Origin of the sequence: Natronomonas sp. CBA1123 (assembly GCF_009741925.1) — an archaeon.
Taxonomy (GTDB): Archaea; Halobacteriota; Halobacteria; order Halobacteriales; family Haloarculaceae; genus Natronomonas.
In genome coordinates this window covers 1-13,051 of record NZ_WPCC01000063.1, presented here as the reverse complement: position 1 = coordinate 13,051, position 13,051 = coordinate 1, and the positions used below count along the sequence as shown (strand labels likewise).

General features: G+C 63.0%; 10 protein-coding genes and 1 pseudogene. 7 read left to right on the top strand and 4 right to left on the bottom strand.

Going from position 1 to position 13,051, the window contains the following annotated elements:
* Positions 1-992, bottom strand: a pseudogene (locus tag GJ631_RS17510) (proteasome-activating nucleotidase); the annotation flags it as partial.
* A 169-nt stretch (positions 993-1,161) separates the two neighbouring features.
* Here GJ631_RS17510 and GJ631_RS17505 point away from each other — a divergent pair.
* From GJ631_RS17505 to rad50, 4 genes are read left to right on the top strand one after another with little or no spacing between them, the layout of a single operon-like run.
* The gene (locus GJ631_RS17505) at positions 1,162-1,419 is read left to right on the top strand and encodes a winged helix-turn-helix domain-containing protein (RefSeq protein ID WP_156710386.1); all 258 of its coding nucleotides are present in this window, start codon (positions 1,162-1,164) and stop codon (positions 1,417-1,419) included.
* Between the two features lie 45 nt (positions 1,420-1,464).
* On the top strand, positions 1,465-1,797 hold the full coding sequence (locus tag GJ631_RS17500) for a hypothetical protein (protein ID WP_197425174.1): 333 nt from the start codon (positions 1,465-1,467) through the stop codon (positions 1,795-1,797).
* Complete coding sequence (gene mre11 / locus GJ631_RS17495; protein ID WP_156710385.1) at positions 1,794-3,125, top strand: DNA double-strand break repair protein Mre11; 1,332 nt, start codon at positions 1,794-1,796, stop codon at positions 3,123-3,125. The genes GJ631_RS17500 and mre11 overlap by 4 nt, the downstream gene beginning before the upstream one ends.
* Positions 3,122-5,785: a DNA double-strand break repair ATPase Rad50 gene (gene rad50 / locus GJ631_RS17490; RefSeq protein ID WP_370518727.1), complete on the top strand. Its 2,664-nt coding sequence runs from the start codon at positions 3,122-3,124 to the stop codon at positions 5,783-5,785. The genes mre11 and rad50 overlap by 4 nt, the downstream gene beginning before the upstream one ends.
* Position 5,786: 1 nt before the next feature.
* Here the strand turns inward: rad50 and GJ631_RS17485 are convergent, their stop codons facing one another.
* Genes GJ631_RS17485 through GJ631_RS17475 form a run of 3 tightly spaced genes read right to left on the bottom strand, consistent with a single transcriptional unit; the run spans position 5,787 to position 6,769 of the window.
* Positions 5,787-6,200 (bottom strand): hypothetical protein, encoded by a 414-nt coding sequence (locus GJ631_RS17485; protein ID WP_370518726.1) that lies wholly within the window; start codon positions 6,198-6,200, stop codon positions 5,787-5,789.
* Positions 6,197-6,547: a hypothetical protein gene (locus GJ631_RS17480; RefSeq protein ID WP_156710384.1), complete on the bottom strand. Its 351-nt coding sequence runs from the start codon at positions 6,545-6,547 to the stop codon at positions 6,197-6,199. The genes GJ631_RS17485 and GJ631_RS17480 overlap by 4 nt, the downstream gene beginning before the upstream one ends.
* 30 nt (positions 6,548-6,577) lie before the next feature.
* The gene (locus GJ631_RS17475; RefSeq protein WP_156710383.1) at positions 6,578-6,769 is read right to left on the bottom strand and encodes a hypothetical protein; all 192 of its coding nucleotides are present in this window, start codon (positions 6,767-6,769) and stop codon (positions 6,578-6,580) included.
* 149 nt (positions 6,770-6,918) lie between these two features.
* Between GJ631_RS17475 and GJ631_RS17470 the strand changes: the two genes are divergently transcribed.
* The 3 genes from GJ631_RS17470 to sufB form a co-directional block, all read left to right on the top strand.
* Positions 6,919-10,941 (top strand): DNA polymerase domain-containing protein, encoded by a 4,023-nt coding sequence (locus GJ631_RS17470; RefSeq protein WP_156710382.1) that lies wholly within the window; start codon positions 6,919-6,921, stop codon positions 10,939-10,941.
* Between the two features lie 147 nt (positions 10,942-11,088).
* Positions 11,089-12,000 carry an ABC transporter ATP-binding protein gene (locus GJ631_RS17465; RefSeq protein ID WP_156710381.1) on the top strand — a complete coding sequence of 304 codons (912 nt, stop codon included), beginning with the start codon at positions 11,089-11,091 and terminating at the stop codon, positions 11,998-12,000.
* Between the two features lie 52 nt (positions 12,001-12,052).
* Positions 12,053-13,051, top strand: a 999-nt coding sequence (gene sufB / locus GJ631_RS17460) for a Fe-S cluster assembly protein SufB (protein WP_156710380.1), incomplete at its 3' end; no start/stop codon positions are given.

Here is a 13,051-nt window from a genome sequence, read left to right as displayed (position 1 = left end):
TGTGAATCTGGAAGATGAGTTCCCGACCTTCGCGTCGGTTTGGGCACTTCGATGAGGCGGTCGAAGCGGCCGGCCGGAGGATGGCGCGGTCGAGCCATGTCGAAGCGGTTCGTCGCCGCGATAATCGAAATCTGGCCGCGGTCCTCGAAGCCGTCCATCTCGGAGAGGAGTTGCATCATCGTCCGCTGGACCTCGGCGTCGCCGGAGGTCTTGGAGTCGGTCCGTTTCGCGGCGATGGCGTCGATTTCGTCGATGAAGACGACGGCGGGTTCCTCCTGTCGAGCGAGTTCGAAGAGGTCACGGACGAGTTTCGCGCCCTCGCCGATGAACTTGTGGACCAGCTCGGAGCCGGCCATCTTGATGAAGGTGGCGTCGGTCTGGTTGGCGACGGCCTTCGCCAGCATCGTCTTCCCCGTCCCCGGCGGCCCGTGCAGCAGGACGCCAGAGGGTGGGTCGATGCCCACTTCGTCGAACATCTCGGGGCTCTCGATGGGCATCTCGACGGTCTCTCGGACCTCCTCCATCTGCTCGTCGATGCCGCCGATGTCCTCGTAGGCCACGTCGGGGGACTGCTCGACCTGCATCACGCGGGCACGAACGTCCGTCTCGGAGTCGAGTTTCTTGACGACGGACAGCGAGTTGTTCACGGCGACGCGGGAGTCGGGCGTGAGCTCTTCGCGCATCTCGTCGGTGACTTCGGTGAGGGCCTCCTGGTTGTTGCCGTGCTGTTTGATGATGACGCCCTCGTCGGTAATCTCCTGAACGGTGGCGACGAACAGCGGGGACTGCTTGAGCTTCTTGTTCTCGTGAGTCAGCCGCTCGAGCTTCTGTTGGTACTTGTTGTTCTCTGCGTTCGCATCGAGGAGCTTGTCGCGCATTTCCTCGTTCTGCTGTTCGAGGATTTCGAGCCGCTCCTCCAGCGCATTCACTTTCTCCTGCTGTGACGCGCCGTCCTCGTAGGGGAGGTCGACGTCGTCAACAGTATCGGTCATCACCCAATCGGTAGCGCCCGTAGTCATAAGAGGTTTCGGGTAGGTACACCGGGCGCACGCCGGCGAATCCTCTTGTTGCGAAAAACGAGCCGCCGGAACGGATAATTACTATAGAGTATATTTTGGGATAGTAAGTATTATCCGCTATCATTGGATAGGTGGGGATACGATGAGCGTAACCGACGTGCAGTCGAAGGCAGACGCGGTCGACTGGGAGGCCGTCGCCGACCTGCCACCGAGCGCGAAACTGGTGGCGAAGGTCCTCGAGTACAACGACCGGCTCACACAGAGCCAACTCGCCGAGGAGACGATGCTTCCGCCCCGTACCGTCCGATACGCACTCACGCGGCTCGAGGAAGTCGATGCGGTCGATTCTCGGTTCTCCTTTACCGACGCGCGAAAGCGCGTCTACGCACTCGCCGAGTGACGCCTCGGCCAACGGTTTTTATCGGAAGCCGCAGCCACAGCGCCCGTGGCGCCCGACGACCCCCGAGACACCGACAGCGAACGCGTCAGGTCGGCGCTGCGCCGACTCGTAGCGCGTGAGGAGCAGGTCATCGAGCGCGCCGACGCCGCCACGGACGACCTCGATGCGGCACTCGCGTTCGTCGAATCCGTCGGCGTGGCGGAACTGGAGTGTGCCATCGAGCGCGCCGAGGACCCCACACGGGTGGCCCGCGGAAAGCGGGCACTCCGTGCCTTTCGTCGCTTCCGGCGAGCGGCCGCCGGCGACCTCGACGCCGACCACTTTCACTGCGGTCGCGGAACCGATTTAAGACGTGACGGCGAACCTCCGTTCCAATGACACGGGTGATTCACACCGGCGACACCCACCTCGGCTACCGGCAGTACCACCGACCGGAGCGTCAACAGGACTTCCTCGACGCCTTCCGCCGGGTCGCCGAGGACGCGGTCGAACTCGATGTCGACGCCGTCGTCCACGCTGGCGACCTCTTTCACGACCGCCGGCCCGGACTGGGGGACCTGCTCGGCACCATCGACGTACTCGAGACGCTCGACGACGCCGACGTCCCGTTTCTCGCAATCGTGGGCAACCACGAGACGAAACGCGAGGCCCAGTGGCTGGACCTCTTCGAGGCGATGGGGCTGGCGACGCGACTCGGCTCGGCGCCCGTGACGATAGGTGACACCGCTTTCTACGGCCTCGATTTCGTCCCACGCGCCCAGCGGGAGGACCTCGAATACGAGTTCGACCCCCACGACGCCGACCACGCGGCGCTCGTCTCCCACGGCCTGTTCGAACCGCTCGTCCCCGACTACGGCAACGTCGAGTGGGACGCCGCGGAAGTCCTCGCGGCGTCGAACGTCGACTTCGACGCGATGTTGCTCGGCGACGAACACGCCGCGACCCGACAGGAGGTCGACGGCGTCTGGGTCACCTACTGTGGCTCCACCGAGCGCGCCAGCGCCAGCGAGCGCGAGGAACGCGGCTACAACATCGTCGAATTCGACGGCGACGTTCACCTCTCACGACGGGGCATCGATACCCGGGCGTTCGTCTTCGTCGACCTCGAACTCTCCGAAAGCGAGGGGTTCGAACGCGTCCGCGAGCGCCTCCGCGAACACGACCTCGACGGCGCGGTCGTCATCGTCGACCTCGCTGGCGACGGCGAGGACGTGTCGGCGGCACGTATCGAGGAGTTCGCCGACGAAGGGGGCGCACTCGTCGCCCGCGTCAACGACCGTCGAGAGGTCAGCGACGACCCCGACGTCGAGGTGTCCTTCGCCGACCCCGACGAGGCGGTTCGAGAGCGGGTTCGTGAACTCGGACTCAGCGACGCCGCACGAGACCTCGACGAGACCATCCGTGCGAGCAAGGTGGCCGACTCCAACGTCGCCGACGAGGTCGAACGGCGGGTCGGCGAACTGCTCGAGGACCCCGAAGCGTTCGATTCGACCTCCGGTTCGGACCCCGAAACGGTCGCCGACCGGCTTTCCGAGGCCGACGAAAGCGATGACGCCGAGGCCGACGACACCTCCCCCTCCGACTCGGCGTCCGTCGAGGAGAGCGCGGATGATACCGACGCCACGGCGCTCGAATCGCCCGCGACGGATACCGGACCGGCAGCGGCCGATGGTGACGACCAGTCGTCAATGGAGGATTACCTGTGAGGTTCGAACGCGTTCGCCTCCGGAATTTCAAGTGTTACGCCGACACCGACCTGTCGCTCCGGTCCGGCGTCACGGTCATCCACGGCGTCAACGGCAGCGGGAAGTCCTCGCTGCTGGAGGCGTGTTTCTTCGCGCTGTACGGCACCGACGCCATCGACGGCACCCTCGACGGCGTCATTTCCAACGACGCCGAGGAGATGCTCGTCGAGTTGTGGTTCACGCACAACGGCTCGGAGTACCGCGTCGAACGGGAGGTGAAACTCCGCGGCGACACCGCACAGACGACGACCTGTATCCTCGAAACCCCGGACGGTCCCATCGAACAGGTGACGGCTGTCGAGGGCCACATCGAGGAATTGCTCCGGATGGACGCCGAGGCGTTCGTCAACTGCGCGTACGTCCGGCAGGGCGAGGTGAACAAACTCATCAACGCCTCCCCGAGCGAGCGCCAGGACATGATAGACGACCTCCTCCAGTTGGGGAAACTGGAGGAGTACCGCGAGCGGGCCAGCGACGCCCGCGTCGGCGTCGGCCGCGTCCGCGACGACAAACAGGGTGCGCTGACCCAAATCGAAGAACAAATCGAAGAGAAGGAAGACAAGGACCTCCACGACCGACTCAACGCGCTGCGAAGCGAGTTGTCGGAGGTCCAAGACGACATCGCCGACAAGGAGGAAAACCGCGATGAGGCCCGCCAGACGCTCGAAGATGCCGAGAGCGTCCTCGAAGAGTACGAACAGCGTCGCGAGGAGATAGACGACCTCGGCGAGGAAATCGAATCGCTCGCCTCGACAATCTCGGAGACGGAGGGGGAACGCGAAGCCCTGAGCGAACGAATCCGGTCGCTTCGCGAGGCGACGGAGACGCTACGCGAGGAACTCGACTCCGCACTCGCCGAGACCGAACTCGAGGCGGCCGACCCGGAGGCAGTCGAGGACCGCCTCGAGGCGCTCGACGGCGAGGCCGAAGACATCCGAGATGCTATCGAGGAGCGTCGACTCGAAGCCCAAGACCACGCGGGCGACGCCGAAACCAGCCGCGAACGGGCCAGCGAACACCGCGAGGCAGCCAGCGAGGCCCGCGAACGGGCCGAAGAACTCGAAGCCGAAGTCGAGACGGCCACGGAGGAACTCGAGACCAAACGAGAGGAGGTGGCCGAACTCGGTGAGGAAATCGAGGCACTACGCGAGGAACTGACCGACGCGCCGGTCGCTCGCGAGAACGTCGAGTCCCACCGCGACGACATCGACGAGGAACTGACGGCCGCCAAGGAACGCGTCGCGGAGTTGCGGACCGACCTGAAGAACGCCCGCGAAACGGTCGCCGAGGCCGAACGCTTGCTGGAGGAGGGCAAATGTCCCGAATGCGGCCAGCCAGTCGATGGTTCGCCACACGTCGAAACCATCGACGAGGACCGAGAGCGCGTCGAGGAACTCGAATCCGAACTGGAGGCCGCCGAGGAGCGCGTCGAGGAACTCGACCGCAAACGAACGCGAGCGGTCGAGCTGGTCGAGGCTGAGAGCGAACTCTCTCGCCTCGAAGACTCGAAGGAGAACGTCGAGACGCTGGTCGAACAGAAGGCCGAGTCGGTCGAGGAGAAGACAAACCGCGTCGAGGAACTCCGGACGGAGGCCGACGACCACGAAACGGCTGCCGAGGAGGCAATCGAAGCGGCCGAGGCCGCCGAAGCGAAGGCACAGGAGGCCCGCGAAGCAATCGGGGAGTTGAACGCCGAGAAGGCGACGCTGGACGAACGCCGCGAACGGCTTCAGCGGGTCGCGGAGCTACTCGACGATATCGACGAAAACGAACGCGAGGTCGAACGACTTCGGACCGAGCGGGACAACAAGGCCGAACAGAACGATCTCCGACGCGAGCAGTTGGCCGACAAACGCGACCGGAAGGCCGAACTCGAAGACGCCTTCGACGAGTCGGCGATGAAAGGGGCCAAACAGGACAAGAAGAAAGCCGAGAGCTACCTCGCGGACGTCGAGCCGTATCTGGAGGAGAAACGCGAACGCAGGGACGAACTCCAGAACGCCATCGGTGCGGTCGAGAACGAACTGTCGGAACTCGAAGAACTCCGGGAGCGACGCGAGGAACTCCAACGGACGGTCGACCGATTGCAATCGCTGTACGAGGAGGCTCACGAACTCCAACAGACCTACGCCGACCTTCGTGCGGAACTCCGGCAGCGGAACGTCCAGAAACTGGAGGCGATGCTCAACGAGACGTTCGAGTTGGTGTATCAGAACGACTCGTATGCGCGCATCGAACTCGACGGCGATTACGAACTCACCGTCTACCAGAAGGACGGAACGCCGCTGGACCCCGACCAACTCTCCGGCGGCGAGCGGGCGCTGTTCAACCTCTCGCTGCGGTGTGCCATCTATCGGCTGCTGTCGGAGGGAATCGAGGGCGAGGCGCCGACGCCGCCGCTCATCCTCGACGAACCGACGGTGTTCCTCGACTCGGGGCACGTCTCGAAACTCGTCGAGTTGGTCGAATCGATGACCGACCACGGCGTCGACCAAATCGTCGTCGTCAGCCACGACGAGGAGCTGGTCGGTGCGGCCGACGACCTCGTTGCGGTTCGCAAAGACCCCACGACGAACCGCTCCTCTGTCGAGCGGTCGGCGACCGTCGAGGCGCTGTCGTAGGCTACCGGAGTTCGGCTAGCCCCTCGCGTGCGAGGTCGGTGAGTCGGTAGCCGCGCTCGCCGGCCACATCGGCTTCGGTGACCAACCCCGCCGCTCGGAGTTCGCCGAAGAGACCGTGGAGGTCGGACTCACAGAGGTCGTACGCGCCGAGGACTTCCCGGACGGACATCGGGCCGCGCTCGTCCAACTCGACGAGGAGTCCGAGCGCCTGCTCGGAGTGAACGGCGGTGAGAATTCGTCGGGACGCCTCGGGTACGGCCTCCGCGGCGAGTTCCAGCGGTGAGTCGCCAGTCACTGTCAGTTCCTCGTTCGGAAGGTATCGCTCCTCGCCGGTTTCGGGGTCGTAGACGAGACTCGACTCGCCGGATTGCTTGACGAGCAGATAGCGGTCGCCGCCGTGTTCGACGGTTCTCACGAGTCATCACCGCCGTCGGTGGCCGTACCGTCGGTAAAATCGCCGCGTTTGTACTGCCAGTAGTAGCGGCCGGCGAAGACGGCGGCGGCACCGCCGGCAGCCAGCGCCGCGCCGCCGACTTCGGTGTCGCCGCGGAAATAAATCAGTAGCGCGCCGAGCGAGAGGCCGAACAGCGCGACGTTGAGCATGATGGCGCTGCCGACGAAGGCCCGGAACAGGCCTTCGGGGACGGACTCAAGCGTCTCGGCGTCGATGTCGGTTGCGTCGGGAGCGTCGGGGCCGAGGCTATCGGGGTCGAACTCCTCGGGTTCGTCCGGCCACGGGTCGTCGTCGCTGAACGGGTCCACAGCGGGACAACGCCCCCCCGAAAGCAAAAACTACGCGACCTCGTCGAGGTCGAGGACGTGTTCGGCCTGTATCCACGCGAGGGGGTTCTCCGCGTCGTAGAACACCACGCCCTCCTCTGTCTCGTACGACTCCGTCGTCTCGACGGCGTCGGCAACCACCGGTTCGGGGCGCTCGGAAGCGCCCGCACTGTCCTGCTCAGACGTCGCATTGGGTTCGGGCATGGTGTGTCACCGGACTTTGGTAGGGTGTGTCATTGTAAAGCCCTTGTGGCTGTGACATTCGATGACACGGCCGCTGTGTTGGGCGAATAGCTTATGTTGCTCCGACAGAACACCGAGGTTTTTACCGGTGAGGGCGAAGCAATCCATCTATGGAACAGGGCACGGAGCAGGGGACGCTCGGAAGCTTCGGTGGCGGGAGCGACGACGCTCGTCCCGCCGAGGAGGCCGCCGCGGTCGCAGGGTCGTCGGAGACTGGCGCCGACGTAATCGATGTCTCGGACCACCGGTTTCCCGACGCCGACGGCCACGTCGAGTGCTGTGTCACGCAGGTCGACTACACCATCGAGGGAAGCGGTGACGACGAACACCCCGTGCTCCACGTCTTCGGTCGTACCGACGACGACACCGTCCACGTCCGCGTCTACGGGTTTCGGCCGTACTTCTATACGCCACTCGCGGACCTCGACCTCGCGGTCGACGCCGATGACCCGCTCAGTGACTCAGATATCGTCGACTCCCGACTCGACCACGACCGCCTGACCGGCGTCGAGACCTACGGCGACCGCGCCGCCGACGGCGAAGACATCGGCGCCCACGACGAGCGCGAAATCGTCGTCTACGAATCCATCCGCGGCGAGAAGCTATGTAAGGTGTTCGGCCAGACGCCCCGCGACGTCGGGCAACTCCGGGACCACTTCGACCACTACGAGGCCGACATCCTCTTTCCGAACCGCCTGCTCATCGACAAGGACATCACGAGCGGCATCCGGGTCCCGGTTCGGGAACTCGACGACGGCAGCCTGAAGATACATCACACAGAACTCGACGCCGTCGACTACTCGGTCGCCCCGCGGGTCCACACCCTCGACATCGAGGTCGACGACCGCCACGGCTTCCCCGAGGACGGCGAACAGACCATCATCTGTCTCACCGCCCACGACTCCTTCGACGACGAGTACGTCGTCTGGCTGTACGAGTCGCCCGAGGGCGTTCCCAGTCCGGACGCCGTCGAGGAATACGAACCCATCGGCGAGGGCGACATCGACATCGACGTGCGCGGGTTCTCCGAGGAGGCCGAGATGCTCGTCGACTACCTCGATTACATCGACGAGACCGACCCCGACGTGCTGACCGGGTGGAACTTCGACGACTTCGACGCCCCATACCTCATCGACCGCATCGACCGTCTCGCCTCCCGACACGACCGACTGAACTCCGACCGACTCTCCCGGGTGAACGAGGTGTGGGACTCCGGGTGGGGCGGGCCGAACGTCAAGGGCCGGGTCGTCTTCGACCTCCTGTACGCCTACCAGCGGACGCAGTTCTCCGAACTCGACTCCTACCGCCTCGACGCCGTCGGGGAGGAGGAGTTAGGCGTCGGCAAGGAGCGCTACCCCGGCGACATCGGCGACCTCTGGGAGGACGACCCCGAGCGCCTGCTGGAGTACAACCTCCGGGACGTGGAGTTGTGCGTCGAGTTGGACCGCAAACAGAACATCGTCGACTTCTGGGAGGAGGTCGCCTCCTTCGTCGGCTGTAAACTCGAAGACGCGACGACGCCCGGCGACGCCGTCGACATGTACGTCCTGCACAAGATTCACGGCGAGTACGCCCTCCCCTCGAAGGGCGCCGTCGACGCCGAAGAGTACGAAGGCGGCGCCGTCTTCGACCCGATTTCGGGGGTCAAGGAGATGGTGTCGGTGCTGGACCTGAAGTCGCTCTATCCGATGTGCATGGTGACCATCAACGCCTCCCCGGAGACGAAGGTCGACCCCCAATCCTACGACGGTGAGACCTACGTCGCACCCAACGGCACCCACTTCCGAAAAGAACCGGACGGCATGATACGGGCGATGGTCGACGAACTCCTCGAAGAGCGCGAGGAGAAGAAATCGCTCCGCAACGACAACGACCCCGGAACCGACGCCTACGAGACCTACGACCGACAGCAGGCAGCTGTCAAGGTTATTATGAATTGCTTCACGCCGGATACGGACGTGCTGACGCCTAACGGCGTTCAGAATATCCGAGATCTCGATATTGGTGATGAGGTCTACTCGCTTGACCCCGAAACGATGGAGATGGAGGTCAAACCCGTCGTCGACGTCCACGCCTATCCCGACTACCGCGGGGAACTGGTCGACATCGAGACGAGTAAGATCGACTTCAGCGTGACGCCGAACCACCGGATGCTCGTCCGGAAGAACGAGACGAACGGAATAACCGAGGACGACTATCGGTTCGTCGAGGCCGGCAACCTCGACGAAGCGACGAACTACGAACTCCCCCACGACTGGGATGGACCGGACGGCGACGAAATCGAGCAGGTGGACCTCACCGAACGCATCGACAGCGAGTACGAGGTGTGGGTCCGGCCGGAGGTCCACGGACGGACGTTCACGATGGAACTCGGATGGAAACCTCGACGAGTTCCGAAAGCCGACATCGGTGAAGTGGGCTACGTCTTTACCGCCGACGAATTCGAGCGACATCGCGACTATATCGAATCCGTCTGCGAGCGGAGCTATATTCACCTCGAATCCGGACAGAAGTGGATTCCCCGCGTGTACGACGGCGACGACTTCCTCGAACTACTGGCGTGGTACGTTACCGAGGGCAACGTCTACACCTCCGAGGAGAAGGAGTTTGACGGGAAACTGCGTGGGTCTTCGACGACGGTTCAGATAGCACAGGACGCAGTTGCAACCGATGGAGGCGACGACCACGCGACTATCGGCGCGCTCCTCGACCGGATGGGGTTCGACTACTACAGCGACGACCGCTCCTATCAGTTCACATCGGAACTCCTCGGGAACTTGCTCCGGGACCTCGGTGGAAGCGGCAGCGAGAACAAGCGGATTCCGCAACTCGTCTTCGAAGCGTCCCACCGACAGAAAGAGCGATTCATGGAGACGCTCATCGACGGTGACGGCGACCGCCAGCCGAATTCGTGGCGGTACAGCACCGCAAGCGAACGACTCCGGGATGACGTTCTCCGACTCTGTGCCCATCTCGGTTTGACCGCGAACTACAACGAGGACAGCGGCGTCTATCGCATCTACGTCTCCGAGAACGCCAAGAACACGCTCCGAATGCACCGCAGTTCGGAACGAACGACCGCCGACGATGGCGTCTACTGTGTGACCGTCGAAGACAATCACACACTACTGGCGGGACGGAATGGAACGTTCCAGTTCGTCGGGCAGTCACTCTACGGTGTGCTGGGCTGGGACCGGTTCCGCCTCTACGACAAGGAGATGGGTGCGGCCGTGACCGCCACCGGCCGGGACGTCATCGAGTTCACTGAGTCCGCTGCCGCCGACCTCGACAAGGAGGTCATCTACGGTGACACTGACAGCGTCATGCTCGAACTAGAGCACGACATCTCCAAAGAGGAGGCCATCGAGCAGTCCTTCGAGATAGAGGAACACATCAACGACGCCTACGACGAGTTCGCTGAACAACTCAACGCACACACTCACCGCTTCCAAATCGAGTTCGAGAAACTGTATCGGCGGTTCTTCCAGGCGGGCAAGAAGAAACGCTACGCCGGCCACATCGTCTGGAAGGAGGGCAAAGACGTTGACGACATCGACATCACGGGCTTCGAGTACAAGCGCTCGGACATCGCGCCAATAACGAAGGAGGTCCAGAAGCGCGTCCTGGAGATGATTGTCACCGGCGAGGACCCCGAGGACATCAAGGAGTACGTCCACGAGGTCATCGAGCGCGTCCAAGCCGGCGACGTGAGTCTCGACGAAATCGGGATTCCGGGTGGAATCGGCAAGAAACTCGACAATTACGACACCGACACGGCTCAGGTGCGGGGCGCGAAGTACGCGAACCTCCTGTTGGGGACGAACTTCGCCAGCGGGTCGAAGCCGAAACGGCTGTATCTGAAGAAAGTCCACCCCGAGTTCTTCCGAGAGGTGGAGTCGGAGATGGGTCTCGACCCCTCGGAGGACCCCCTCTACGGGGAGTTCAAACGCGACCCCGACGTCATCTGTTTCGAGTTCGACGACCAGGTTCCCGACGCCTTCGAAGTCGACTACGAGAAGATGCTCGACAAGACGCTGAAAGGGCCCATCGCTCGAATCCTCGAGGCTCTCGACATCTCGTGGGACGAGGTCAAGACCGGACAGACCCAGACCGGGCTGGGCAACTACTTCTGAGGGGCCGCCGCCTCGGCTGTCTCTCGGCTGAATTTGTGGTGTGGCACCTTACCACAAAGAAAAATTATTTTTCGAAACCACAACCCAAACCATCAGAACCCGAAACCATTATCAGCGTCACGCCCCCACGTTCAGACAGCATCTACTATGGCGACGTTAGAAATCAAAAATCTGCACGCAGCGGTCGCCGAAGAGGGTGGGGAGACCATCCTCCGCGGCGTCGACCTCGAGGTGAACTCCGGTGAGATTCACGCCCTGATGGGCCCCAACGGCTCCGGGAAATCGACGACAGCGAAGATTATCGCCGGCCACCCCGCCTACGAGGTCACCGACGGGGAAGTACTCCTCCACATCGAGGAAGACGAATTCGAAGGCATCGACGTCGACGACGACCAGTTGACGTGGAACCTTCTGGAGTTGGAACCCAACGAGCGCGCCGCGCTCGGTATCTTCCTCGGCTTCCAGTACCCCGCCGAAATCGAGGGCGTCACGATGGTCAACTTCCTCCGAACGGCACTCAACGCCAAACTCGAGGAGCGCGAGGAACTGTTCGAGGACGAAGACGCCGAAGACGCCGAAGACGACGAGGAAGCCGGCTACGACACCTCCCCGATGGAGGGCGACATGGATGACGGCGCCGTCGGCGTCGCCGAGTTCCAAGAGTTGCTCGCCGAGAAGATGGAACTGCTCGATATGGACGAGAAGTTCGCCCACCGCTATCTCAACGCCGGCTTCTCCGGCGGCGAGAAGAAACAGAACGAGGTGCTGCAGGCCGCCATCCTCGAACCGTCCATCGCGGTGCTGGACGAAATCGACTCGGGGCTCGACATCGACCGCCTGCAGGACGTCTCCGACGGCATCAACGCCCTCCGCGACGAGCAGGGCACCGGCATCCTCCAGATTACCCACTACCAGCGCATCCTCGATTACGTCGAACCGGACCACGTTCACGTGATGCTCGACGGCCAAATCGCCAAGAGCGGCGACGCCAGCCTCGCCGAGGAACTCGAGGACAAGGGCTACGACTGGGTCCGCGAGGAAGTCTACGAAGCCGCGTAATCGGTTTCGGTAACGCATAGCCTCATATGAACACAGACGTAAACACCACACAATGAGTTCCGAAGACCTACAAGACACCGACACCGAGGCCCGATTCGAGTTCAAGAAGGAGGAGAGCTCCGCCTTCCAGACCGAGAAGGGTCTCACCGAGGAGACCATCCGCATCATCTCCGAGGACAAGGACGAACCGGAGTGGATGCTCGAACGGCGTCTCCGTGCCCTCGAACAGTTCCAAGAAATGCCGATGCCGACCGACTGGCCCGGACAGCCGGACCTCAGCGAGGTCGACATCGACGAAATCGTCCCGTACATCCGACCGGACATCGAAACCCGCGGCGGCGCCGAGAACTGGGAGGACCTCCCCGAGGAGATTCAGGACACCTTCGACAAACTGGGCATTCCGGAAGCCGAGAAGAACGCCCTCTCGGGCGTCGGTGCCCAGTACGAGTCCGAAATCGTCTACCAGAACATGCAGGAGCAGTGGGAGGAGAAGGGCGTCATCTTCTGTGACATGGACAAGGCCGTCCAGGAGCACGAAGAAATCGTCCGCGAGTACTTCATGACGAAGTGCGTTCCCCCGAGCGACAACAAGTTCGCCGCGCTGCACGGCGCCATCTGGTCCGGCGGCTCGTTCGTCTACATCCCGGAAGACACCACCGTCAACATGCCGGTACAGGCGTACTTCCGGATGAACAGCGAGGGGATGGGCCAGTTCGAGCACACGCTCATCATCGCCGAGGAGAACTCCGAAGTCCACTACATCGAGGGCTGTTCGGCGCCGAAGTACTCGGCGTTCAACCTCCACTCCGGCGGCGTCGAAGTGTTCGTCAAGGAGGGTGCCCACGTCCAGTACTCGACCGTCCAGAACTGGTCGAAGAACACCTACAACCTCAACACCAAACGCGCCATCGTCGAGAAGGACGGCACGATGGAGTGGGTGTCCGGTTCGATGGGGTCGAAGGCAACGATGCTGTACCCCTGTACCATCCTGAAGGGTCCCGGGGCGACGGACAACCACATTACCATCGCGTTCGCGGGCGAGGGCCAGAAC